Genomic DNA, 19,705 nt, shown 5'->3' with positions numbered 1-19,705 from the left:
CTATATTTTCATTTGTGTCGTTTGTGTCATTTCTTCCTTAAATTGCGACTCATAAATTTGATTAACGATTTCATTTTTGCGCCGATTAACTTGAGCAAAAGATATATTTATTTCGTCACTTATTTCTCTAATTGTTAGCCCATCAAGTAGTCTATTAAAGATAAAAGCATTTTTTTCATCAGTAATGACCTCTTGATGCTTTAAAATAAATTGAAGATTTCTTTTCATCTTTTCAAATTTTTGATTATATTTTTCTATCCTTAGAACTTCTAAATATACTGGATCAGATTGATTCCCTTTTGAAGTTGGCAGCGCAGCTTCAATACCGTACTTGGAGGTTAATGAGTGACTGTTGCTGACCATTTCTTGACGCTTCATAATAATTAATTTCATCATCCAAGAGTAATTTTTGATAAGGTAATGTATTTCGGATCTTGATTTGATCATCACTTTAACCCCTCCGAAGCTATCTTTTTTAAAGCGTAATAAGATTTGTTATCTCTATGTGTTTCAGCATGACAAGAAGCACATAGAAGTATTAAATTTTCTAAATCTGTCCTACCCCCTTTGGCATACTCTTTGATATGGTGCATATGCAGATTGTCTTTTGACTTACAGACCACACACCGATTTCCACATTTCTTTTTCACTTGTTCTTTTAACTGTTTATTTATTTTTCTGCTATCATTGAAGTCTTTTTTATTTCCGGTCAGTATATCTCTAAACTGATATACGTGATGCATTGTACAATTTAAATGTCTCATATATATCCCAGCCATTGGAGGAGGGGCAGGGAAAATATAAGATTCATCTTTTTCAATACCTATTATGTCGAATTGATCCTCTGTCACTTTGATCATCTCTCTAATTGATTTTTTTCTAAGAAGCCTCATACCCATTAATTCAGGACCATAGATCTCATACTTCCACCATGGCATTGCCTTATTATAAATTGGATCAACACCAAATGAATTATTTCTCTTTTCCATATCTTATTCATCCCCCTTATCGTTGTCTGAATGCCCCGCCTTTGGCTCTTTTGTAGATGGGTCTGTCAATGTCCATTAAGTACTTTAAATCGTGATCAGTGAGCTTCTCTGGCTTTTTCTGAAACTTGTATTTGGTTTGCTTCATGTGTTCCTCCTTATCAAGAGAAATAAAAAACGGACACCAAACCAACAGCATAATTGCTGTAAGTTCAGTGTCCGCAGGCTTTCCGTCTTGGACGATTATATTGTTTCCATCTTCTTTTATGATACAATAATTTTAGGGATCTTAGTAATTTGATGCCATCATATCTCTTAAATTAAATAGGAAAGCAGACCAGAAGGCCTGCTCTTAATTCAACTTAGTTTTTTCATTTCAATTGAAATAAATTTAGTCCTCTTTTTGTCTTTGTAACTTTTTATGATTAAATATTGATGGTAACCGAAGTAGTCTTTACATTCTCTATGTTGAATTGTTACATAGACTGGTTTGTTTTCAGGAATTTTTGCCCACACTGCACCTCCGGCTCCCCAAAGAAAAGCCTTTAATGGTCCTTTTGCGATATAGTTGCCGATGAGTCCAAGCCCTCCTCCAGCAATTGCCGAAATAATTTGATTTTCCCAGTTTGTGTACGTTACGTTATCCCGTTTTTCTGTTTTGACAATTTTGCATGAGTTATTATAGTCTCCTGGGATTCTCTGAATTCCTATTTTTTGATTTGAATCTTCAGTTGTGCTTGAAGAACAAAATGTAGTATTTTCTTGAGAAAGAGTAGCAAGTGCAACAGTAGCTTTGCTTACATCATTGTTCTGTTCATTGTTTTGTTCAGCGGCAAACGAGTTGATAGTAGGAACTAGTAAAACAAGACTCATTACGACTGCAAATACAACTTTCATACTTTTTTTCAATCAAAAACATCCTCTCCTGTAATTTTATGGGCCCACAAATAATTATACATTTTTTTGTAACTGTTTGGTATAATTTTTATTAAAATTTATAGAAAATTTAGAAGGGTTTGATATTTATATGAAAGTGCTTGCGAGTTTTATACTTGGAGCTTTAGGTGCAATACTAATGTTTAATGTTAAAAAGAATACTTCCCCTACTGTGACAACCATTGTTTTAATTGTTCTTGGTATTGTAGTTTTCACACTTGATGAATTATGGAAAAGATATAAAAGAAAGCAAGAGCAGGACTAATCATGCTCCTGCTTCTCTTTCTCTGATATCATATTCTTGAAATCTCTCTATGTTGCCTCCTCCTCTGCCACATGCAAAAACATCGCAGAAGCCATAGGAACCATAATTAATAACATCGTAATGAGCTGCTTAAAATCATCAATAAATCGAGCAACATAAAGAACAAGGCAGCTTCCACACAGGAGAAAGAAAATTGTTTTAAAGAACCAGATATCAACAGCTGTCATGATCACAGCGCACATTGTGATGCCTATGATCAGCGAGTATTCTCCGATTTCGGGTTTATACACCCATAGATAGCCTGTCAAGAAGCCACTGCCAAGAACAATCAACACCCCTTTTATAACCTTAAGTTCTTTTATTTTAATCGCCCTCGTCTTCGTCAAAGGCCATCCTGAATGTTTCTTCAATCATGAATATATAATTCTCGATCTGCTCGTTCGTCATTTTTTCAAAATCTGGATCATGCCCAGTAACATAGAACGCAGATGCTTTTTTGATCAGTTTCTGACGTTCGTTTTCCATTTTTAAACCGCCCTTTCTTATGTCGCTATTTTTGTCAACTACGACTGAACATATGGCGCTTTTTCTTCGGACTATGCAGCACCTAAAATAAACTCAGTTGCTTTGTTTCGTAATTCATTATTAACAATTCCTCTGCTTGGCCACCTACATTCTGACCGCCTACAGCCTGTTTAAATGCTCCATGCCTTTCTATGTTCCAGTGCCCGTATATGTCATTGATTATTGGATCATCGTAGTAAGAAACAATCACTTTCCCTTGAACTGAATTGAGCAGTTCTCCAAGCTCGTAATGGTCTTTTAATGTAAACCCTCCTGCGTAAAACTTCTCTCGCCCTACATAGGGTGGATCAACATAAAACAATGCCTCGGCCGAGTCGTACTTTTCGATGATGGTTCTAAAATCCAGCCTTTCAATCATTACACCCTGCACCCGTTTTGCGAAAGTCCTTATTTTCTCACATGCATTTACATATCCCATTGCCGGATTTTGACTCGAGCTGGTGCTATGCCTCCATCCTGTTTTTGGTACTTCCTCTGAGTTCCCCTTTGATATGGCTGACCGATTTAAGTAAAAGAATCTTACAGCCCTCTCTAATGGATCTCGAGGCATTTCTTCTTTTCTGTACTTCTCATATAACTCACGGCTGTACGGAAGTACTGAGCACCTTTCAATAAGGTTTTCTGTATTCTCAATGGATTGGAGAATGAAATTCACAACAATCCCATCAATGTCGTTATAGACCTCATGGTTAATCCTGCTCTTTTGTGAGATAACATGTGCAGCTCCTCCGAATGGCTCAATATAGACTTTGTGCCCCGGCATTTTGCTTATAATATACTCTGCTTGCTTGCCTTTTCCTCCGAACCATATCAAAGGTGAAACTGTAGTCATTTACAATCCTCCTTACTTAACAATTTGAGTCAACTACCACTGAACACTATGGCGTTATTTTCTTAAACTGTGATTTAGTCAGCTTTCTTCTTTCCAAGGCGCTTCATCTATAAACTCAAGCCAACAGCTTAGCGAACAACAACATTCAAACCTGTTTTTTTGATTAGTTGGATAACCTTCATCTGTTTGAAATTCATCACCACAATTTGAACACTCTTTCATTTTTGTCACTTCCTTTACTACGGAGTGTTATTCCATAGGCTCAAAATGAACAACCACATCATTTGAGTGAATCCGTAATATATCCCCTGTATCAAAACGAACCTCAAAACCTCCATCGTTATGTCGAAAAGCGTTTCGATTATCAGTAATGCTTGTTACCGTTGCCCCGTCAGTGAAACTTGGCGGTTTGTATGCTTCGCCAACAACATAAGTATCTGAATGATAAGATATTGACTTGATCGTTTTCATTTTGTTCCTCCCCATACAGGGAAAATCCCCTGCTATAATTTGAATCCGATTTTATGATCTAAACGTTTGAATTTTCCGTTGACTGTTTCAATTGTTAATTGGCCATGGAATGGGACATCGGTTGTCTTAACTGTCCCTGTTGAGCCGTCCACGATCAGTACCATGAGCTTGTTCGGCTCAATCTTCCCTGAGAATGTGAGATCATCATTGATAGAAATTTCTTTAGGTTTGTTCACCTGACAGTCCCCCTGTGCTATGATAGAAGTACCAGTTCATATCAAGGCACAGAGGCAGCTGCTTCGGTGCTTTTTTCATTTTTAATAGAGTCTATAGTCCCATTTTTCCATTGTGAAAGCTGGTGACGGTTTTAGATCCTCTCTGAAGATGATTGGATGCTTTTTGATGTATGCTTGACGTTCTCTCTCCGTCATCCTCCAAACTTTGACTTCACCCGGCAATCTCCAGTTTCTACTTGAACTCATAATTGTTTCCCCCTTTGTTTCTGTAAAGCACACCATGCCTTCTACAGAACGGTGTTTGACATTTAGCAGCTTGTTTATTTAACCCTTCTTCAAAAACGGTAATCACCTGTAGATTTTCAGAATCATAGTTTGTTGCCATCCACTGAACAACACGCCTAGTCATGCTTACCTCCCTTAAAAAAAGCGTTTTCTTTTCATCGTATTCCGTCAAAAATCGACATTCAGAACCTAGATTTTATCTACCTTTCCGCTGTTTACTTGCATTTTTACGGAAAGTTAATTGTCATTGATAACCTTTTCTTTTGAGTGCTGCCCTTACCTTGTCGAGATCGTATTCAACGCCCTCGATTTCAATATACTCTAAATCGTCGTTTAAAAAGCCGTAGCGACGTTTTAACTCTATTAGACTATCAATGTTCACCCAAAGGGTGTTATGCCCCACAGTGCGCCCGTAATCGTTTTTATAGCGTATAATCAGACGCTTAGCTGTTCCCATTCTTCTGTCGTCCTTGTGATCTGAACTTCAATTCCTGGCTTTTCACCGTACTTTTTACAAGCAGTCACTTCTGAAACTTGGTTATCATCATTCCAAGCGATTTTATTTAGAGCATCGAACACACCTTTCACAAGATTGTCGATGTCCGGCTTTTTGGTATGTAGCCTACCGATGGATTGCTGCTGTTTTTTCTTTGACCAGCTTTTTGGAATGGGCATAACGAAAGTTATATCTACATGAAGCGCTCCCGACTCAAAAGGTTCGCTTTTTATCTGCTTCTTTACTTCCCACTTGATGAAGTCTTTATACGCTAAGTACCGTTGAGCGTTATTTTTTACGAATTTGCCACGCCCAGTCATTCGAACGGCTCCCATTGGTGTAACGGGTATGTTAAGGGTGATCATTCTCCTTACCTCCCATCATCCTCAATCCACTGCTGAATCTGTTTTTCTCTGTATCCAGCTAGCAATATGATTTCAAATGCAGCTTTTATTTGCTCAAGCACCGAATATCCCGCCTTCTCTTTCCCTGATATGCCCCAATTCCGCACGGTCATAGAGTAAGAGAAAGACTTCTTTTACCGGCCGTTTCACGATCTTTGCAATTCTTTCAATGGGTAAACCGCCCTGCCAGTAAGATTCAATTTTTTCAACTTCCTCCGGCTTCCAATCAAAATTGCAATGATCAAGCATGATATAAACACCCATTAGGCGCTCTCCTTTATCGTTTTTTCCATTTCGCGCATTTTCGCTTCTAGCATTTTGATAACTGGTGTCAGGTCTTTTCCTTTCCCTGTCTTCCTTGGCGACAATTCGTATACTCCTGACATCAAAGGAATGATTTGATAGTTTTTCATAGTTACTCCCCTTATTCAAAAAGTGTTTGCAGTAGCTGTTCATTTTCTTGTTTTGCAATCTTACTTCTGATCTTCTCGTCTGGCATCCTGACAGGAAAGGCAAGTTTTTCAACCCTGCTACTGATGCGACCATCTGGATACTTTTTGTCCAGTTCATCAATTCCTAAATTGCTTGTGAAAATGGTCGGTTTTTTATTTTGGAGTCTAAATTCCAGAATGCGAGTGAACGTTTCTTCAATCCAACCTTTCACGTTCTCTACACCGATATCATCAAAGATAGCCAAATCTGCTGTTTTTGCAGCCTCTATAATGTCAGATGTTTTTATCTTCGAACCCTCTTCAAAAGTCTTTTTGATTTCTCCAATCAAGTCAGCTGTTGACGAATAAATGATTCTCAATGGACTCTCTGACTTGTCGTACATTTTAGTAATAGCCTTCATAATGCTTGCGGCCAGTCTCGTTTTCCCACTCCCTTTTTCATGGCTGTAAAAATATAAGCCTTTGCCCTGCTCCTGCATTTGCTCGAATTTCAGAATATAGTTTTTAGCAATTCGTTTTGCATTGGCTGCTCGTTCTTTTGAGATGTCCTTTTCATACACATCAACTTCAAATGAGTTTAAGGTGACATCTTTAAATTCTTCCGGCAACCGAGCGCCCAACAGCTTTTTTTCTAAAAGTTTTACAGCCTTGCAAGGACATTCTTTCATGAACTCTATATTTTCTTGATGATCCTTAATCCAGATAAGCCCCGACCCGTCACATTGCTTGTAAATGCAGCTTTCCTCAGAAATCACAGTAAGTGTCTCGTATCTTTCCGGATAAACCTTTTTCCCTTGCAAGTGCTTCGAGTCTTTCAGCCTCCTGGCAAGGCTCGGATTCGATTTCTCCAACTGCTTTAGGGTATTTTCTAAACTGTTCACCTTTCCGATTACCTCCCTGATTCATCAATTTCATGAGACCCTTCCGCGCTTCGTGATCATCGGTGTTTCTAAGAATGCCAAGCGTGTATTTTTCGTTTCGATCATCGTATTTGTCCACATGTATCCACATTGCATAATGCAGCTGGTCAACGTTGTACTTACTCATTTTTTCAACATGGTTTTTTAAGACATTAGCTGAGATTTTCCCAGTTGTTCGAGTAAGTCGAAGGCAGTCAAAATATTGAACTAAGATACTTGTTTTGATCCCTACTGGAAGAATCTCTTTTTGAATCATCAGTTCTGTGAATTTTTCAATCTCTTCAACACTTGAAAGATTTGTGTTTTTAAGTCCAACTGATTTCAGTTCACTTTGAAATGAATCATCTTTGCTGATATCCTGTTTTTCAATTTTCGGTTTATTGTTAGTCTCTGATGTAGTCTCTGTGTAGTCTCTGGTATTGCTCTGTTCATTTTGAACACTCTCATGTGTCCAATTTGAGCAGTCCGACTGTTCATTTTGAACACTCCCTCTGCTCATTTTGAACAGTCGGTCATAATCAATTGAGTACCATTTTGTTTTGTCAGCTTTCATCTTGTTGAAGTTTCCTGTAATCAACAATCCAGATTCCTCAAGACTCGAGACGATTCGCCTCAAGGTGCTTTTTGACCAGAATGGGAACTGCTCCAACCACTCGTCGTAGGTGTTATAAATCCATTTCCGACCTTCTATTTCTTTGCCTGAAGACTTTAACCAATAATGGACTTGTTGAATAACTATCGCTTCGTTCAATCCGATTTCTTTTGCCAAAGAAGGAATGACAATTAAGGGATATTCGTCTAATAGCAAACCGTTCAAAGCCGTGGCCTCCTTTTAAGTCATTTTTAAATGAATATCTTGCGTTCTTTATGAGTGGAAATCCGCATATAATTCCTCGATCTGGTTGCAAAGTTCGTGCTGCCAGTCATTATCATTTGTCATGGATGCAAGCAGCGACAAGTTTTTCAAGGCGGCTACCTTACGACACTTGTGCATGTTTGCATCCAGACAGATTTTAAATTCGCTCATTTCTTCCTCAGTCAGCGCCCTTTGATTGCTCTGAATGTTCCATAATTCTGCTAATCTTTGATGTACTCCCCACATATAACGTTTCTCCCTTCAAAGTGAAATGATTAGATAACCTATTAACACATGCCATCCGTATAGGAGAGCCGCAAGAACGACGGCCGTGATATTCTCAATTCTTTCTTGCTGTTTCTGCGACATCCTCGACCATTTGCGAGCGAGTCTTCTCATTTCAAACGCCGCCTTTCATCAATAACTTTCAATCAGTTCAGAAAAATGGATTATATAATTTAATTGATTAGTAGACCGGCAATATTTGCATTGTCCGCATCGCTTTGGCTTTTCTCCACCGTATTTCACCTGAATAATGCGATCCATTCGCTTTTCAACGTCCTCAAGTTCAATTTCCATTCGAGCTTCATCTAGATTGATTACAGCTTTATCAGGTGGATCTTCTTTTGATACTCCAACGATCAACGGTTCAAGCCATTCTGAACGGCCTGTCATCCGTTTTTCGATTTCGGCATATAATGCCATTTGCGTTATATAGCCGTTTACCTCTACAAAAGAGCAATAACCTATTTCTGAATCCCATACTTTTTCGCGCAAGGATCGGGCAGTTTTTAAATCCGTGAAACGTCCGCCAGCAGGATTATAAACGTCAATCTTGCCTTTCCAAGGAACACCGAACAACTCTGCTGTAATCATCACTTCTTTTTCTCCTGAAAGAACGAACATACACAGGTCGTCATTTTGAATAGATTCAATCATCAAATCAGCCAATTGATACTGCTTGTATAGTTGACCTTTTTGAGTAAATAAAGAAGGCGTGTTTTTCTTAAACTCATCAAAAGCCTGTTCTCCTTCCAACCAAGCATGAACGTACTGGCCGAAGAGAAGGGCCTCCGAAGTTGGAGGGTTCCATTCTCCTTTAATCTCAGCCATAGTTGCTGCCTCGCACTTTAGAAAGCTTTTATATTGCGAATTTGACATGTAATATTTATCAATCTCGTTAGAGTAATAATTCTCCTTGGTTAGCCTCGGAACCGTCCGCATGAGCAGGATCACCCGCCTTATGATCGTGTCCTGTTTTCTCTTTCTGCTTTTTGAATTCTTCCTCTGCCTTAGATTTGGTTGCACCTGTTGCTTTGGTGTTAAAGTAATCTTCTTTTTTAGCCATACCATCACGTAGAGCGGTGTAGATGCGGCCTATTTTCAAAAAGTCTTGTTCTGTAAATACATCTAAGTTGCTACCGATGTACTCTTGGATCATTTCTTTTGTCACACCGAACTCTTTTTTAAAGAGCGTCATAGCATTTCGTAGCCGGTCTTCCAAAGGTTCTTTATGTCCACTGATTAAGGTTTTTTGACACATATCGACCGCAGCGTCCACTATATCCCCTGGGATAACACCAAGGATGCAGGCACGAACACGGCGCGCTCCTTGGTTTGCTACCATTTCATAAATATCACGTGGATCATCAAGCTTTGTAATTTTCCCTCGTGCTTTCCGTTCGTGTTTAACAGTGAAAATCTTTGTTTGTCGAGTGTTTGTTTCAAGGTCCCAAGCGTAAGCCATTACAGAGGATTCCCCGGCCTTTTGTTCTAATTCCATGATGCCGTAATCAATGTTTCCCCAGTTCTGTGCCAAAGCCTCAGCTAGTCGAATAGAAGGACCAGATACTTTTGAACCCCCACGCGGATATTCATAAACTGCATTTTCGGCTAATAACCTTCTTTCACATGCTTTTTTTATACGATCAAAAGCTGCATAAACATCACGCGGAAACTTTTTTGCAATAACCATAGCCGCTTGTACTTCCTGTGCCTGACGGCTTACTATTGCTTCTGTAGTAACGCTTGTGGTCTGCTTGCTTTTCTGAACATAGTCTGAATAATCAACCTTAGATAATCCGTTCATTTTGCTGCTTCCACCTTTCTTTTATAGGCTTCTATGCCTAGCTTTTGCCATTCTCGATAAGCATCCATAGAGGGAAAACGAAATAGAACCTTTCCTCTCTTATCGATAAAGATAGAACCTCCAACCTGTGTCAGCCGGTCTTGATCACCAGGTCTTTCGCTAAATGGTGCAGTGATTGCTTTTGCCATATTCAAAACCCCCTTGATTTTTTAAGAGTCGTTTGATAAACTATTTTCATCTTTATTTTTCTTTTTTTTATTTGCCATCGCCCACTTATCCTGTGAGTGGGCTCTTTTTTTATTGCCCCTCAAAAAACTCAAACCCAAGTTGCTCCTTTAAGTATCTTTCCAAGTTCTCTATTAAAATCACTTCTCCACAATCAATGACATAATCATCCGTTGGCATCACTTCATCTCCAAAGAAATCCTTTTTTGTTTCCGGCTCTGTAAGTCTGTCATGCCAGTTGTTTAAAACCATTGGATTTTCAATCATCATTTGAAAGCTCCTTTCTGTATTTAGCTGCTCTTTCGTCCCATAAGATATGTAACTCTGGATAGTTTCGTATTCTTGCACACCAAGCCCGAACTTCTAACGCTTTGACTGGTTTATGAACAAAGTGAACCATCAATTGACATACCTCCGTATGACGGCTAGATTGACGCCTCTTTGTTGCATCTTCATAGCTGTTTGATACAGTTTCCCTTTGTTTGCTAGACGACTGATGTCCTCAGTTAACACTTTGATGCTTCCCGCTAAACTTATCGCCTCTTCATAGTCACTATCTCTCAATGCTTCTAAAAGCATGGTTGATAACTCCTCAGCTGATTCTATTTTCCGTTTCACTCGTGGGATATCATCTTTAAAAAAGTCGCTTGTATTCATGCTAATACCGCCTCCTTTTTTCTCATCGCCACTTGATCCATCAATGCTTTCTTCGTCCATCTATCAGCTAATTCTTTCATGTTGAGACCATGGCTTCTTGATAATGAGTAAATCAATGTTTTATTGGCTGGAATCAAGTCAAAAATCTGTTTGATATCGTTCATCGGTAAATCTTCAGTCCGCCCTGGGCGATCTCTTGCCACCCATTGCGCCAGATGTTTAGTAGCTTGTAAGGCTTCTTCTAGCTGATGGACCATGTTGATGACTGCGGTACTCACACTTTCGTTTAATGCAGGATCGATTGGAGCAGCTGCCACAGGATGAAGCTTGAAAAGGTAATGTACAAGATCGATATGTTCATAGGCTTCACATGCTTCAAACCACTTAATACAAAGATCAGGCGTTAATGTAACCAGACCATTTTCAACGTTTGAAACATACGATTGATCCTTTTTTCCAAGCAATCTCCCCATTTGAAATTGGGTTAAACAAGCTTTTTTTCTCTCTATATGGAGAATCTTGTATAAATTTGCTAGATTATATGGATTGTTCGACATTTGTTCGCCTCCTGAATTATTGGATTTTCATTGGTAATATTTATTAATAGGGGGACTCGCAAAGGTTTTAAGAAACCTTTCGAGGAACCCAACTTTCAATATATTTGATCGCGGTGAACAGCTCCCTACGCTTCAAATCTTTATAGCTAGCAACCCCAAACCGGTCTTTGATTTCACGATACAATTCCTTAAAAAGCCTGGCCGCTTGTGTTTTGTCATCCGTGAAAGAATAGACTCGGCGTGCAACGCCTTTTTGAAGCCGGCGCTGTTCTCCGTGGTCAAGTGTGATTTGTTCATCCACTTTTGTGTTCAGTTCAACTAGCTGACTTTCATGAATGTTCAAGACTCTTGTCATCTCGTCTTGGCGCTGTGATGTTTCAAGTAAGAGTTTAAGAGATTCGATTCGCTGTTCTCTTTCGGATAAAATTCTTGGGCCACCGTATTGGCCTGTTTTTCTTATGGTTGGGATGACTTCAATCGCTAGCCAATCTTGAAATTGTTCTGCGACTTCATTTTTAGCTTTGAATGCTAGCTTATAAACTAGTGGTTCTGGGATGAAATCGCCTTTCCCAACATCTTGGGAAAGATATTTTTTTAAATATCTGTTAACTGTTTCCCATCTGATGTATTCTTTTTTATTTTTGATTTGTTTAAAACCTAAACTTCTTGAAACTTTTTCAACATCAAATAAAATTTGATCATTTTCAACTTTGGCAGAAACTTCAAATATTTCATTTTTGAATGTTTGTAATTGGTACATTTAACTCGCGCCTTTCTTAAAATAGTTTGTGTTTTCTTCAACCCAGGTTGAATTTTGTTTAATCCATTCAAAAACGAGGTCACGCGGATACCTAGCTTGAATAGTTTTTAATTTTGGAAAAGAATCAATTCCTGTTAACCTTGTAACTGCTGCTGATTTAATTTGGAAAATCTCTTGCAAATGAGTGTTTTTTAATATTGGAGGAAACGAGTATCTTTTCGCCCCGTCCTCTATTCCTTTCTCATAGGCTTTTTCACAAAGAGATTTAACAATTTCGAAAATCGTCTCATCTGCCAAGTTATCAAGTGAGATCCCGAGTTTAGCCAATTTAATCACCTCCTACGCTGAGTGGGATTTTTGTTTCGTTTCGACGACATTTTCATCAAAAAAAATTGTCCAATTGAAATTAAGCTCCCTTGCAATTCTTTTAGCTACTTGAACCGACGGGTTCCTTTTACCTAACTCAATGTTGGCATAGGCTCCACGTGAGATGCCAGTTTTTTTGGCTATCGTTTCTTGACTACGTTTACCTCGGTGTTCGATAAGCCATTTTCTCATGTTGTTTCACCCCTTTATTGTGTCGAATCGAATCACTTGTTTATTATATTATCGTCGTTTAGAAACATTGTCAATGTTTTTTCGTCGTTTTGACACAAAACTTTTTTGTTTCATTTTGACACGTTATAATTGGTTGTTAAAGAGGTGTAATTTATGTTTAATAAAAATCTGATAGCGCTCAGAAAATCCAAAAAAATTACTCAAGAACAGATGGCTGAAAAAATAGGTGTTCATAGAGGGACTTACGCCAATTATGAAAGAGGGCATCGTCAACCTGATTATGATACGCTTATTAAAATAGCTGATTTTTTTGGCGTTACGATCGACTATTTACTTCGTGGCGTCGATCCGAAAGAACATAACAAGATTTTCACAGAAGAAGCGAAAAGACTTTTAGATAGTAAAGAAGCTAATATTACGCCTCTTGACGGCGAGGAAGTCACAGATGAAATGTTAAATACAGCCCTTGAATTAATCATTGAACAATTGAAGTACCGACGTAAGCCTGGGGATGTTAAGAGTCGCAAATACCCTCCAAAAAAAGATGAGAATGAAGGGTGATTTTTGTTTTATCTGTATGTAGCATTTAACATAAATGGAATGATAATCTTGAAATAGAGAGAGATTTGACCTATTATAAAAGACATATTGATTATGAACTGGGAGGTGATAATATGGGTGAAAAGAAATTCCCGAAAAAGGTACAAAAATTAATTGATCAATCTAGACAGTATCTTGATAACAACGAAGTAATAGAAAGCGCCATTTTTGGGGTATATGAAACAGATTGGATGGGGAATAAAACCACTAAAAACGGGGCCTTTATAGCAACAAACAAAAAACTTTTCTTTTTCTCAAAAAAATTGACAGGCTATGAGTCCGAAACGTTCCCTTATTCAAAAATAAGCAGCTTTGAATCAGGGAAAAAGTTAATGGGACATTATATCAAGTTTTATACTAGCGGAAATAAGGTTAGCATGAAATGGATTCAAGACAGCAATATTGGCGAATTCATCAATTATATAAAAGATAGAATCGAAGATGCGCAGTACAAAAAAGATGATTATGCGGGGGCTTCTGCCAATTCTGCCGCTTCTTCAGTTGCTGACGAATTAAAGAAGCTGGCCGAACTAAAAAACGACGGTATCCTTACTGAAGAAGAATTCACAATCAAAAAAAAGCAACTATTAAACCCTTAATTTTAAACACGCCCTTTTTTAGGGTTTTTTTTACACTAATTACAGAACACATGTTCGAATTTCGTGGTAAAATAAGACCTTGTGTTCCTATTTTTGTGAAAATTGATAAATTGGATACTTTTTAACCACAAAAGAAGGTGAGCTTTTCTTATAATGGCAATACACATATTAATAGGGGGCCTTAAAATGAGAGATGGGGAAAGCAAAATCCATGAAAGGATTGAACAGATTTCCAAAGAAAAAGACATTCATATTAGTTATAAGCCTGTTAGAAGCTGTGTTTTCACACAAAATGATATGTACTCTATAGTTCTTGATAGTCAGAAGACATCTAAAGAACAGTGGGTTGAATTCATAAAAGCTATGTCTTGTTTAAGATTAAAGTAATAAAAATAACGATTGGTTTGAAAGGATGATAACATGGCTTCATTCCAAAAATATAAAACAAAGGCTGGTTATAAATGGCTTTTTAAAATAGGAACAGGAACCGATCCCGTTACAGGAAATCGAAAAACCACTACCCGAAGGGGATTTAATACAAAAAAAAAAGCCGTTGCTGCTGCTGCTGAATTCCAAAAGGAAATTGATAATAATGATATTATTCGAAACTACTTCACATATGAGGAAATTTATAAAGAATGGTGGGCTATTCACTCGAAAACAATTAAGCAAAGTACACAGATCTCTAAATTATCAAAATTCAATAAACATATCCTTCCGCGATTCGGGAAATTGAAAATGAAAGACATTACAAAAGCATATTGCCAAAAGATGATTAATCAAATGGCCAAAGAGATAGATTCTGTCCATGATGTTAAAATCCAAGCTAACCTCGTTTTTAAATATGCTTTAAGAATGGATTACATAACAAAAAACCCAATGGCATACGTTGTAATTCCGAAAAAAGAAGAAGAATTTCTATCTAATAACGAGGACAAACGAAATTTTTGGGAAAAAGACGAAATAAAACTATTTCTTAAAAAGGCAAACGAACAACTCAAACTGCAAGATTATGTTATGTTTTTTATTCTCATTTCTACTGGAATGCGTAAGGGGGAACTCATTGCATTAGAATGGAGCAATGTTGATTTAAAAGAGAAAACAATCAACATTAAGCAAACCATGTTTTTTAAAGATGGAAAAGAAGTAGTCCAAACTACAAAGAAATATCATTCCAAACGGATTATTACTATCGATGACCAAACTGCTCAAATACTTAAAAAATGGCGAACTCAGCAAAAGGAATTACTCTTGTCTAATGGGATTACTTTAGACGCCAAATATGTTCTTATAAGGGACGATATGAGGCCCTTAAGGCTTGCTTATCCAAATGACATACTGAACCGACTAATTAATAAAATAAACAATCTTCACAGAATTACTATTCATGGTTTCAGACATTCTCATGCCTCAATCCTTTTTGAAGCAGGAGCATCCATTAAAGAAGTACAAACACGTTTGGGTCATAAAGAAATCCAAACCACGATGAACATATATACTCATGTCACAAAAGCAACAAAAGAAAGAACGGCAGAAATCTTCAAAAAATACATGGAATTATAAAAAAACCATAAAAGTGGTCAAAATGTGGTCAAAAATCTACTTCTAGCAAAAAAAGCCCTCTTCTGATTAACCAGAAAAGGGCTTTAAACGTATATAAATTAACGTTTAGAGAACTGTGGTGCACGACGAGCGCCTTTAAGACCGTATTTTTTACGTTCTTTCATACGAGCGTCACGAGTTAGAAGTCCAGCGCGTTTTAGTGTTGAACGGTATTCTGGGTCCGCTTCAAGTAGAGCGCGAGCGATACCGTGACGGATTGCGCCTGATTGTCCGGCATATCCGCCTCCATGAACATTGACTAAAACATCGTAGCTTCCAGTTGTTTCAGTTAAAGTTAATGGTTGTTTAATATCTTCAATCAACGCTTCAGATGGAATGTATTCGTTGATATCACGTTTATTCACGATGATGCGGCCTTCTCCAGGAACTAGGCGTACGCGAGCTACAGAGCTTTTACGACGTCCAGTACCGTAATATTGAACCTGTGCCAAATTAGTAACCTCCCTTTAATTATCCGCGAAGTTCGTAAACTTCAGGTTTTTGTGCTGCATGTGGATGCTCAGAACCACGGTATACGTTCAATTTTTTGAACATTTGACGACCTAGAGAACCTTTTGGAAGCATGCCTTTAATTGCAAGCTCAAGCATTTTCTCAGGGTAATTTGTACGCATTTCAAGAGCAGTTCTTGATTTTAAACCGCCTGGATGTTGAGTGTGACGGTAGTAGATTTTATCAGTTAACTTCTTACCTGTTAACTCGATTTTTTCAGCGTTGATGATGATCACATAATCTCCAGTGTCAACGTGTGGTGTGTAAGTTGGTTTGTGTTTTCCGCGAAGGATAGATGCAACTTCTGTTGAAAGACGTCCTAGAGTCTTGCCAGCAGCATCAACAACCAACCACTTGCGTTCAATTGTACTTGCGTTAGCCATATGTGTTGTACGCATTGAATTTCCCTCCTAAATGATCTGTCATTTTACAATAAACTTAGATTACGTTCTATTTCAAAACACAATAAGTTCCGGGGCTTATCGTGGGGTTGAAATACATACCATATAACATAATATAACTTTCTGTACCTACTGTCAAGAAAATGTTACACCAGGATTAGTTGTCATAGATGACGTTCCATAAATATAGTCCATGAGCAGGTGCAGTTCGCCCTGCCGCTTCCCGATTTTTTGCCTGAATGATCTTCTCGATAGCCTCAGGAGAGATTGCTCCTGTTCCAACTTCAAGGATCGTACCAGTGATAATCCTGACCATATTATACAAAAATCCGTTGCCGACAATCCTCATTTGCAGACCGTCAACCGTTTCAGACCAGTCCAGTTCATAAACGGTTCTGACTTTATCTTGCACGTCAGTTTTGGCTGTGCAAAGGCTTGTATAATCATAAGTACCAACCAAATACTGAGAAGCTTCTTCCATCTTTTCGACATCAAGTTGATATGGAACATGGTATGCATAAAATCGTTTAAATACATCCGGATGTCTGCTTCTATCAATCAGATAACGATATTCTTTTTTCTTCACAGAGAACCGCGCATGGAATTGCTCATCGACCAATTCCGCTTTGTTTACCACAATATCATCAGGGAGCAGGGCATTTAATGCATAGGGCCACTTTTCCTCTGGAATCAGGAGCGGGCTATCAAAATGAATCGTTTGTCCGAGAGCATGAACACCGCTGTCAGTTCTGCCTGAAGCCACGACAGGAATACGTTCCTGTGTTTTGTGAAGAGTTTTTAAAGCCTTTTCTAGTTCATCCTGAACCGTTCTCTTTCCAGGCTGAACTTGATAGCCGAAAAAAAGATGGCCATCATATGAAATTGTACACTTTATTCTCATGGCATCTCACCTAATTTCGTAACAGGATTAACAAACTGGCTAATCCTATTAATATTAGGAGAACGGAAGTATCTTTGCCTTTCCATATCAACTGTCGATATTTCGTGCGACCTTCTCCTCCGCGGTAACCACGCGCTTCCATTGCCGTTGCTAACTCTTCTGCTCTCTTAAAGGCACTAACAAACAGGGGAACAAGCAGGGGAACGATTGCCTTCACACGCTCTTTGATTGGACCGCTTGTAAAGTCAACACCTCTTGCCATTTGCGCCTTCATAATTTTATCCGTCTCTTCCAAGAGAGTAGGTATAAATCTTAGTGAGATGGACATCATTAAAGCGAGTTCATGAACAGGCAGTTTCAGCTTTTTAAATGGTCCAAGTAACCGCTCCAACCCATCAGTGACTTCGATAGGGGTTGTCGTTAAAGTTAAAAGTGTTGTGATCAAGATTAAATAAATAAACCGCAGAGAAATAAAAATTCCTTGAACAAGCCCTTGCTCATAAATGCTAAATAAGCGTAAATCAACGAGTACAGGACCTTCCCGAGTCATCAAAATATGAAGCAGAAAAGTAAACAACACAATCCAGATGATCGGCTTCATACCCTTTAACAAGAAACGAATAGGTACGCTTGATAGACCGACCGCAAGAACCGTAAACAGGCCAAGTAAAGCATATGTTACGATATTATTGGCAAAAAAGACGATAAAGATAAACAGAAATATAGTTAACAGTTTTGTGCGCGGATCAAGACGATGAATGATCGAGGAGCCGGGCACATACTTTCCGATTATAATACTATCCATCATAAAGCATTTTCCTCCTGAAAGAGTGCTCTAATTTCAGAGGCTGCTTCTTTTATCGTTAAGAATGGAGCTTTAAAAGTGATCCCGAAGGTTTCTTCAAGTTGTTTTTGAAACTTTATTGTTTCTGGTAAATCAAGTCCTAACGCGGTAATATCGCTTCTGTTTGCAAATAGTTCTCGCGGTGTCCCCTTAGCCTTAATCGTACCTTTGTGCATGACAATCAGTTCATCTGCATAGACTGCGGCATCCTCCATACTGTGGGTAACTAAAATTGTTGTCAGTTTCCGGTGTTGGTGAAGGTGATAGAACATATCCATAATCTCTTTCCGACCTCTCGGATCAAGCCCAGCGGTCGGTTCATCAAGAACGAGGACTTCAGGCTCCATTGCAAGCACACCCGCAATGGCAACACGGCGCATCTGCCCCCCGCTTAGTTCAAATGGAGACCGATCTGCCAATTCTAATGGCAAACCAACTAGTTTCAATATTTCCTGAGCTTTTGCTTCTGCTTTCTCCCGGCTGACTCCAAAATTAATCGGACCAAAGGCAATGTCTCTAAGTACAGTTTCCTCAAATAGTTGATGCTCTGGAAATTGAAAAACAATTCCCACTTTTTTTCGTAAAGCTTTCATATTTTTAGTCTTTTTACCTGCTTCAAGAACAGTTTCACCTAAATGAATTTGTCCTTTCGTTGGCTTTAAAAGACCGTTCAGATGCTGAAGGAGCGTCGACTTACCTGAGCCAGTATGTCCAATAATGGCTACATAACTTTCTTCCTTAATCACAGCGTTAACATCATATATCGCTAAACGTTCAAAAGGTGTTTTCATCTGGTATCGGTGTTCTATATCTTTGATCGTAATGTCCATAGCTCATTCACCAATCCTTTTTGTGACAGATGATTACCTTTGAGGGCCAAACCGCTTTCTTTTAAGATTTGACTAAGCTGAAAGGAAAAAGGTAAATCAAGTCCGATGTCAACCAGATCTTGACCTAGATGAAAAACGTCTTCAGGTGAACCTTCAGCATATTTTTTTCCACCATTCATAACAATGATTCGATCGGCCTTGGCTGCTTCATGTAAATCATGCGTTATCGAGATGACTGTCACCATCCCTTGATCTTTTAACCTTCTGACCGTCCCGAGCACTTCTTCTCTTCCGATTGGGTCAAGCATTGATGTTGCTTCATCAAGAATGATGATATTGGGCTGTACGGCTAGAACTCCCGCAATCGCAACCCGCTGCTTTTGTCCACCGGAGAGATGGTGCGGCTCTTGATCGAGAAAATCCTGCATGTTCACCTGTTTAATAGCCCAATCCACCCTTTTCACCATATCTTCTCTTGGAACTCCATTGTTTTCTAAACCAAAAGCCACATCATCGCGAACGGTTGTCCCGACAAACTGATTATCAGGGTTTTGAAAGACCATCCCTACTTTTTTTCTAATATCCCAGACTGTCTCTTCCGTCAACGTGATCCCATTGACTTTTATTGACCCTTTATCAGGTATGATCAAGCCATTTAAAGTGCGGGCCAATGTCGACTTCCCAGAACCGTTATGACCGACAATCGCCAACCATTCACCTTTTGTGACATGAAAAGAGACGTTGTCAAGCGTAGGTCTGTCTGCATCTTTTTGATATGAGAACGTCATATCCTCTACTGTGATTAAGCGTTCAAGACTCATTTTGCCTGTCCGCCCTCCTCTCCACT

At 38.6% G+C, this 19,705-nt stretch carries 40 protein-coding genes; 5 read left to right on the top strand and 35 right to left on the bottom strand.

The genetic code is table 11. From position 1 onward, the window contains the following. From HOO54_RS02820 to HOO54_RS02810, 4 genes are all read right to left on the bottom strand, one after another. On the bottom strand, nt 1-447 hold the full coding sequence (locus tag HOO54_RS02820) for a hypothetical protein (protein ID WP_172292447.1): 447 nt from the start codon (nt 445-447) through the stop codon (nt 1-3). Then, complete coding sequence (locus HOO54_RS02815; RefSeq protein WP_172292445.1) at nt 447-989, bottom strand: HNH endonuclease; 543 nt, start codon at nt 987-989, stop codon at nt 447-449. The genes HOO54_RS02820 and HOO54_RS02815 overlap by 1 nt, the downstream gene beginning before the upstream one ends. Nucleotides 990-1,005: 16 nt before the next feature. Next, nucleotides 1,006-1,134, bottom strand: a complete 129-nt coding sequence (locus tag HOO54_RS24645; RefSeq protein WP_301539266.1) for a hypothetical protein — start codon at nt 1,132-1,134, stop codon at nt 1,006-1,008. Between the two features lie 209 nt (nt 1,135-1,343). Then, nucleotides 1,344-1,895, bottom strand: coding sequence for a hypothetical protein (locus HOO54_RS02810; RefSeq protein ID WP_172292443.1), 552 nt, complete (start codon nt 1,893-1,895; stop codon nt 1,344-1,346). Nucleotides 1,896-2,013: 118 nt separating this feature from the next. On the opposite strand from HOO54_RS02810, the gene HOO54_RS02805 reads away from it, so the two are divergent. Continuing rightward, nucleotides 2,014-2,187 carry a hypothetical protein gene (locus tag HOO54_RS02805; protein WP_172292289.1) on the top strand — a complete coding sequence of 58 codons (174 nt, stop codon included), beginning with the start codon at nt 2,014-2,016 and terminating at the stop codon, nt 2,185-2,187. 47 nt (nt 2,188-2,234) lie between these two features. Here the strand turns inward: HOO54_RS02805 and HOO54_RS02800 are convergent, their stop codons facing one another. The 25 genes from HOO54_RS02800 to HOO54_RS02680 all read right to left on the bottom strand — a co-directional run bounded on the left by HOO54_RS02800 (nt 2,235) and on the right by HOO54_RS02680 (nt 12,570). After that, on the bottom strand, nt 2,235-2,573 hold the full coding sequence (locus tag HOO54_RS02800) for a hypothetical protein (protein WP_172292441.1): 339 nt from the start codon (nt 2,571-2,573) through the stop codon (nt 2,235-2,237). After that, a complete protein-coding gene (locus HOO54_RS02795; RefSeq protein WP_172292439.1) occupies nt 2,551-2,712 on the bottom strand; it encodes a hypothetical protein in 162 nt (53 codons plus the stop codon). Before HOO54_RS02795 ends, HOO54_RS02800 begins: the two co-directional genes overlap by 23 nt. An 82-nt stretch (nt 2,713-2,794) precedes the next feature. Further along, nucleotides 2,795-3,604, bottom strand: coding sequence for a DNA adenine methylase (locus HOO54_RS02790; RefSeq protein ID WP_172292437.1), 810 nt, complete (start codon nt 3,602-3,604; stop codon nt 2,795-2,797). Nucleotides 3,605-3,682: 78 nt separating this feature from the next. Beyond that, nucleotides 3,683-3,826 (bottom strand): hypothetical protein, encoded by a 144-nt coding sequence (locus HOO54_RS02785; protein ID WP_172292435.1) that lies wholly within the window; start codon nt 3,824-3,826, stop codon nt 3,683-3,685. A 27-nt stretch (nt 3,827-3,853) separates the two neighbouring features. Continuing rightward, entirely contained in the window at nt 3,854-4,075 is a 222-nt protein-coding gene (locus HOO54_RS02780; RefSeq protein WP_172292433.1) for a hypothetical protein, read from the bottom strand. Nucleotides 4,076-4,107: 32 nt separating this feature from the next. Beyond that, nucleotides 4,108-4,311 (bottom strand): XtrA/YqaO family protein, encoded by a 204-nt coding sequence (locus tag HOO54_RS02775; RefSeq protein ID WP_172292431.1) that lies wholly within the window; start codon nt 4,309-4,311, stop codon nt 4,108-4,110. A gap of 81 nt (nt 4,312-4,392) precedes the next feature. After that, the gene (locus tag HOO54_RS02770) at nt 4,393-4,557 is read right to left on the bottom strand and encodes a hypothetical protein (RefSeq protein ID WP_172292430.1); all 165 of its coding nucleotides are present in this window, start codon (nt 4,555-4,557) and stop codon (nt 4,393-4,395) included. After that, nucleotides 4,544-4,720 carry a hypothetical protein gene (locus HOO54_RS02765; protein WP_172292428.1) on the bottom strand — a complete coding sequence of 59 codons (177 nt, stop codon included), beginning with the start codon at nt 4,718-4,720 and terminating at the stop codon, nt 4,544-4,546. Before HOO54_RS02765 ends, HOO54_RS02770 begins: the two co-directional genes overlap by 14 nt. A gap of 120 nt (nt 4,721-4,840) precedes the next feature. Beyond that, nucleotides 4,841-5,053, bottom strand: a complete 213-nt coding sequence (locus HOO54_RS02760; RefSeq protein ID WP_172292426.1) for a hypothetical protein — start codon at nt 5,051-5,053, stop codon at nt 4,841-4,843. Next, complete coding sequence (locus HOO54_RS02755) at nt 5,032-5,457, bottom strand: RusA family crossover junction endodeoxyribonuclease (RefSeq protein WP_172292424.1); 426 nt, start codon at nt 5,455-5,457, stop codon at nt 5,032-5,034. The genes HOO54_RS02760 and HOO54_RS02755 overlap by 22 nt, the downstream gene beginning before the upstream one ends. A 93-nt stretch (nt 5,458-5,550) precedes the next feature. Next, the gene (locus HOO54_RS02750) at nt 5,551-5,760 is read right to left on the bottom strand and encodes a hypothetical protein (protein ID WP_172292422.1); all 210 of its coding nucleotides are present in this window, start codon (nt 5,758-5,760) and stop codon (nt 5,551-5,553) included. Then, nucleotides 5,760-5,909, bottom strand: a complete 150-nt coding sequence (locus tag HOO54_RS02745; protein ID WP_172292420.1) for a hypothetical protein — start codon at nt 5,907-5,909, stop codon at nt 5,760-5,762. The genes HOO54_RS02750 and HOO54_RS02745 overlap by 1 nt, the downstream gene beginning before the upstream one ends. A gap of 11 nt (nt 5,910-5,920) precedes the next feature. Beyond that, a complete protein-coding gene (locus HOO54_RS02740) occupies nt 5,921-6,703 on the bottom strand; it encodes an ATP-binding protein (protein ID WP_172292418.1) in 783 nt (260 codons plus the stop codon). Beyond that, the gene (locus HOO54_RS02735; protein WP_172292416.1) at nt 6,693-7,685 is read right to left on the bottom strand and encodes a hypothetical protein; all 993 of its coding nucleotides are present in this window, start codon (nt 7,683-7,685) and stop codon (nt 6,693-6,695) included. The genes HOO54_RS02740 and HOO54_RS02735 overlap by 11 nt, the downstream gene beginning before the upstream one ends. Before the next feature lie 48 nt (nt 7,686-7,733). Then, nucleotides 7,734-7,970, bottom strand: coding sequence for a DUF7667 family protein (locus HOO54_RS02730; RefSeq protein WP_172292414.1), 237 nt, complete (start codon nt 7,968-7,970; stop codon nt 7,734-7,736). 171 nt (nt 7,971-8,141) lie between these two features. Further along, the gene (locus tag HOO54_RS02725; RefSeq protein ID WP_172292412.1) at nt 8,142-8,948 is read right to left on the bottom strand and encodes a PD-(D/E)XK nuclease-like domain-containing protein; all 807 of its coding nucleotides are present in this window, start codon (nt 8,946-8,948) and stop codon (nt 8,142-8,144) included. Then, entirely contained in the window at nt 8,905-9,813 is a 909-nt protein-coding gene (locus tag HOO54_RS02720; protein WP_172292410.1) for a hypothetical protein, read from the bottom strand. Before HOO54_RS02720 ends, HOO54_RS02725 begins: the two co-directional genes overlap by 44 nt. Beyond that, a complete protein-coding gene (locus tag HOO54_RS02715; protein ID WP_172292408.1) occupies nt 9,810-10,001 on the bottom strand; it encodes a hypothetical protein in 192 nt (63 codons plus the stop codon). The genes HOO54_RS02720 and HOO54_RS02715 overlap by 4 nt, the downstream gene beginning before the upstream one ends. 109 nt (nt 10,002-10,110) lie before the next feature. Further along, nucleotides 10,111-10,308, bottom strand: a complete 198-nt coding sequence (locus HOO54_RS02710; protein WP_172292406.1) for a YqaI family protein — start codon at nt 10,306-10,308, stop codon at nt 10,111-10,113. Continuing rightward, a complete protein-coding gene (locus tag HOO54_RS02705; protein ID WP_172292404.1) occupies nt 10,298-10,441 on the bottom strand; it encodes a hypothetical protein in 144 nt (47 codons plus the stop codon). Before HOO54_RS02705 ends, HOO54_RS02710 begins: the two co-directional genes overlap by 11 nt. Then, nucleotides 10,438-10,695: a YqaH family protein gene (locus HOO54_RS02700; protein ID WP_172292402.1), complete on the bottom strand. Its 258-nt coding sequence runs from the start codon at nt 10,693-10,695 to the stop codon at nt 10,438-10,440. Before HOO54_RS02700 ends, HOO54_RS02705 begins: the two co-directional genes overlap by 4 nt. Continuing rightward, nucleotides 10,692-11,252 (bottom strand): helix-turn-helix domain-containing protein, encoded by a 561-nt coding sequence (locus tag HOO54_RS02695; RefSeq protein ID WP_172292401.1) that lies wholly within the window; start codon nt 11,250-11,252, stop codon nt 10,692-10,694. Before HOO54_RS02695 ends, HOO54_RS02700 begins: the two co-directional genes overlap by 4 nt. Nucleotides 11,253-11,319: 67 nt before the next feature. Then, entirely contained in the window at nt 11,320-12,012 is a 693-nt protein-coding gene (locus tag HOO54_RS02690) for an ORF6C domain-containing protein (protein ID WP_172292399.1), read from the bottom strand. Beyond that, nucleotides 12,013-12,348 (bottom strand): hypothetical protein, encoded by a 336-nt coding sequence (locus HOO54_RS02685; protein WP_309244853.1) that lies wholly within the window; start codon nt 12,346-12,348, stop codon nt 12,013-12,015. A gap of 3 nt (nt 12,349-12,351) precedes the next feature. Further along, on the bottom strand, nt 12,352-12,570 hold the full coding sequence (locus tag HOO54_RS02680) for a helix-turn-helix transcriptional regulator (RefSeq protein WP_172292395.1): 219 nt from the start codon (nt 12,568-12,570) through the stop codon (nt 12,352-12,354). A 153-nt stretch (nt 12,571-12,723) separates the two neighbouring features. Here HOO54_RS02680 and HOO54_RS02675 point away from each other — a divergent pair, with 153 nt between their 5' ends. The 4 genes from HOO54_RS02675 (at nt 12,724) to HOO54_RS02660 (ending at nt 15,332) form a co-directional block, all read left to right on the top strand. Beyond that, a complete protein-coding gene (locus tag HOO54_RS02675; protein WP_172292393.1) occupies nt 12,724-13,131 on the top strand; it encodes a helix-turn-helix domain-containing protein in 408 nt (135 codons plus the stop codon). Between the two features lie 113 nt (nt 13,132-13,244). Further along, nucleotides 13,245-13,769, top strand: coding sequence for a PH domain-containing protein (locus HOO54_RS02670; RefSeq protein ID WP_172292391.1), 525 nt, complete (start codon nt 13,245-13,247; stop codon nt 13,767-13,769). Between the two features lie 186 nt (nt 13,770-13,955). Then, nucleotides 13,956-14,156 (top strand): hypothetical protein, encoded by a 201-nt coding sequence (locus HOO54_RS02665; protein ID WP_172292389.1) that lies wholly within the window; start codon nt 13,956-13,958, stop codon nt 14,154-14,156. Between the two features lie 33 nt (nt 14,157-14,189). Then, nucleotides 14,190-15,332 carry a site-specific integrase gene (locus HOO54_RS02660; protein ID WP_172292387.1) on the top strand — a complete coding sequence of 381 codons (1,143 nt, stop codon included), beginning with the start codon at nt 14,190-14,192 and terminating at the stop codon, nt 15,330-15,332. 98 nt (nt 15,333-15,430) lie between these two features. Here HOO54_RS02660 and rpsI read toward each other — a convergent pair whose 3' ends face one another. The 6 genes from rpsI to HOO54_RS02630 all read right to left on the bottom strand — a co-directional run bounded on the left by rpsI (nt 15,431) and on the right by HOO54_RS02630 (nt 19,679). Next, nucleotides 15,431-15,823: a 30S ribosomal protein S9 gene (gene rpsI / locus HOO54_RS02655; protein ID WP_172292385.1), complete on the bottom strand. Its 393-nt coding sequence runs from the start codon at nt 15,821-15,823 to the stop codon at nt 15,431-15,433. A gap of 19 nt (nt 15,824-15,842) precedes the next feature. Further along, a complete protein-coding gene (rplM, locus tag HOO54_RS02650) occupies nt 15,843-16,280 on the bottom strand; it encodes a 50S ribosomal protein L13 (protein ID WP_172292383.1) in 438 nt (145 codons plus the stop codon). 160 nt (nt 16,281-16,440) lie between these two features. Beyond that, nucleotides 16,441-17,184 (bottom strand): tRNA pseudouridine(38-40) synthase TruA, encoded by a 744-nt coding sequence (truA, locus tag HOO54_RS02645; protein ID WP_172292381.1) that lies wholly within the window; start codon nt 17,182-17,184, stop codon nt 16,441-16,443. A 10-nt stretch (nt 17,185-17,194) separates the two neighbouring features. Further along, nucleotides 17,195-17,992 (bottom strand): energy-coupling factor transporter transmembrane component T family protein, encoded by a 798-nt coding sequence (locus tag HOO54_RS02640; protein WP_172292379.1) that lies wholly within the window; start codon nt 17,990-17,992, stop codon nt 17,195-17,197. Beyond that, nucleotides 17,989-18,858 carry an energy-coupling factor ABC transporter ATP-binding protein gene (locus tag HOO54_RS02635; protein WP_172292377.1) on the bottom strand — a complete coding sequence of 290 codons (870 nt, stop codon included), beginning with the start codon at nt 18,856-18,858 and terminating at the stop codon, nt 17,989-17,991. The genes HOO54_RS02640 and HOO54_RS02635 overlap by 4 nt, the downstream gene beginning before the upstream one ends. Then, entirely contained in the window at nt 18,834-19,679 is an 846-nt protein-coding gene (locus tag HOO54_RS02630; protein ID WP_172292375.1) for an energy-coupling factor ABC transporter ATP-binding protein, read from the bottom strand. Before HOO54_RS02630 ends, HOO54_RS02635 begins: the two co-directional genes overlap by 25 nt. Nucleotides 19,680-19,705: the final 26 nt, after the last annotated feature.

It is taken from the genome of Bacillus sp. WMMC1349 (assembly GCF_013155385.1).
Taxonomy (GTDB): domain Bacteria; phylum Bacillota; class Bacilli; order Bacillales; family Bacillaceae; genus Bacillus.
This window is presented reverse-complemented; position numbering and strand designations above follow the sequence as displayed.

What these genes read in the sequence shown, in the direction of transcription:
- HOO54_RS02665 (WP_172292389.1), top strand. Translation starts at nt 13,956, where the DNA reads ATGAGAGATGGGGAAAGCAAAATCCATGAAAGGATTGAACAGATTTCC.
- HOO54_RS24645 (WP_301539266.1), bottom strand. Translation starts at nt 1,134, where the DNA reads ATGAAGCAAACCAAATACAAGTTTCAGAAAAAGCCAGAGAAGCTCACT.
- HOO54_RS02700 (WP_172292402.1), bottom strand. Translation starts at nt 10,695, where the DNA reads ATGAATACAAGCGACTTTTTTAAAGATGATATCCCACGAGTGAAACGG.
- HOO54_RS02670 (WP_172292391.1), top strand. Translation starts at nt 13,245, where the DNA reads ATGGGTGAAAAGAAATTCCCGAAAAAGGTACAAAAATTAATTGATCAA.
- HOO54_RS02780 (WP_172292433.1), bottom strand. Translation starts at nt 4,075, where the DNA reads ATGAAAACGATCAAGTCAATATCTTATCATTCAGATACTTATGTTGTT.
- HOO54_RS02690 (WP_172292399.1), bottom strand. Translation starts at nt 12,012, where the DNA reads ATGTACCAATTACAAACATTCAAAAATGAAATATTTGAAGTTTCTGCC.
- HOO54_RS02630 (WP_172292375.1), bottom strand. Translation starts at nt 19,679, where the DNA reads ATGAGTCTTGAACGCTTAATCACAGTAGAGGATATGACGTTCTCATAT.
- HOO54_RS02755 (WP_172292424.1), bottom strand. Translation starts at nt 5,457, where the DNA reads ATGATCACCCTTAACATACCCGTTACACCAATGGGAGCCGTTCGAATG.
- HOO54_RS02785 (WP_172292435.1), bottom strand. Translation starts at nt 3,826, where the DNA reads ATGAAAGAGTGTTCAAATTGTGGTGATGAATTTCAAACAGATGAAGGT.
- HOO54_RS02730 (WP_172292414.1), bottom strand. Translation starts at nt 7,970, where the DNA reads ATGTGGGGAGTACATCAAAGATTAGCAGAATTATGGAACATTCAGAGC.
- HOO54_RS02750 (WP_172292422.1), bottom strand. Translation starts at nt 5,760, where the DNA reads ATGGGTGTTTATATCATGCTTGATCATTGCAATTTTGATTGGAAGCCG.
- HOO54_RS02795 (WP_172292439.1), bottom strand. Translation starts at nt 2,712, where the DNA reads ATGGAAAACGAACGTCAGAAACTGATCAAAAAAGCATCTGCGTTCTAT.
- HOO54_RS02815 (WP_172292445.1), bottom strand. Translation starts at nt 989, where the DNA reads ATGGAAAAGAGAAATAATTCATTTGGTGTTGATCCAATTTATAATAAG.
- HOO54_RS02765 (WP_172292428.1), bottom strand. Translation starts at nt 4,720, where the DNA reads ATGACTAGGCGTGTTGTTCAGTGGATGGCAACAAACTATGATTCTGAA.
- HOO54_RS02640 (WP_172292379.1), bottom strand. Translation starts at nt 17,992, where the DNA reads ATGATGGATAGTATTATAATCGGAAAGTATGTGCCCGGCTCCTCGATC.
- HOO54_RS02820 (WP_172292447.1), bottom strand. Translation starts at nt 447, where the DNA reads ATGATCAAATCAAGATCCGAAATACATTACCTTATCAAAAATTACTCT.
- HOO54_RS02680 (WP_172292395.1), bottom strand. Translation starts at nt 12,570, where the DNA reads ATGAGAAAATGGCTTATCGAACACCGAGGTAAACGTAGTCAAGAAACG.
- HOO54_RS02790 (WP_172292437.1), bottom strand. Translation starts at nt 3,604, where the DNA reads ATGACTACAGTTTCACCTTTGATATGGTTCGGAGGAAAAGGCAAGCAA.
- HOO54_RS02720 (WP_172292410.1), bottom strand. Translation starts at nt 9,813, where the DNA reads ATGAACGGATTATCTAAGGTTGATTATTCAGACTATGTTCAGAAAAGC.
- rplM (WP_172292383.1), bottom strand. Translation starts at nt 16,280, where the DNA reads ATGCGTACAACACATATGGCTAACGCAAGTACAATTGAACGCAAGTGG.
- HOO54_RS02745 (WP_172292420.1), bottom strand. Translation starts at nt 5,909, where the DNA reads ATGAAAAACTATCAAATCATTCCTTTGATGTCAGGAGTATACGAATTG.
- HOO54_RS02710 (WP_172292406.1), bottom strand. Translation starts at nt 10,308, where the DNA reads ATGATGATTGAAAATCCAATGGTTTTAAACAACTGGCATGACAGACTT.
- HOO54_RS02660 (WP_172292387.1), top strand. Translation starts at nt 14,190, where the DNA reads ATGGCTTCATTCCAAAAATATAAAACAAAGGCTGGTTATAAATGGCTT.
- HOO54_RS02760 (WP_172292426.1), bottom strand. Translation starts at nt 5,053, where the DNA reads ATGGGAACAGCTAAGCGTCTGATTATACGCTATAAAAACGATTACGGG.
- HOO54_RS02770 (WP_172292430.1), bottom strand. Translation starts at nt 4,557, where the DNA reads ATGAGTTCAAGTAGAAACTGGAGATTGCCGGGTGAAGTCAAAGTTTGG.
- HOO54_RS02715 (WP_172292408.1), bottom strand. Translation starts at nt 10,001, where the DNA reads ATGGCAAAAGCAATCACTGCACCATTTAGCGAAAGACCTGGTGATCAA.
- HOO54_RS02725 (WP_172292412.1), bottom strand. Translation starts at nt 8,948, where the DNA reads ATGCGGACGGTTCCGAGGCTAACCAAGGAGAATTATTACTCTAACGAG.
- HOO54_RS02675 (WP_172292393.1), top strand. Translation starts at nt 12,724, where the DNA reads ATGTTTAATAAAAATCTGATAGCGCTCAGAAAATCCAAAAAAATTACT.
- HOO54_RS02635 (WP_172292377.1), bottom strand. Translation starts at nt 18,858, where the DNA reads ATGGACATTACGATCAAAGATATAGAACACCGATACCAGATGAAAACA.
- HOO54_RS02695 (WP_172292401.1), bottom strand. Translation starts at nt 11,252, where the DNA reads ATGTCGAACAATCCATATAATCTAGCAAATTTATACAAGATTCTCCAT.
- HOO54_RS02805 (WP_172292289.1), top strand. Translation starts at nt 2,014, where the DNA reads ATGAAAGTGCTTGCGAGTTTTATACTTGGAGCTTTAGGTGCAATACTA.
- truA (WP_172292381.1), bottom strand. Translation starts at nt 17,184, where the DNA reads ATGAGAATAAAGTGTACAATTTCATATGATGGCCATCTTTTTTTCGGC.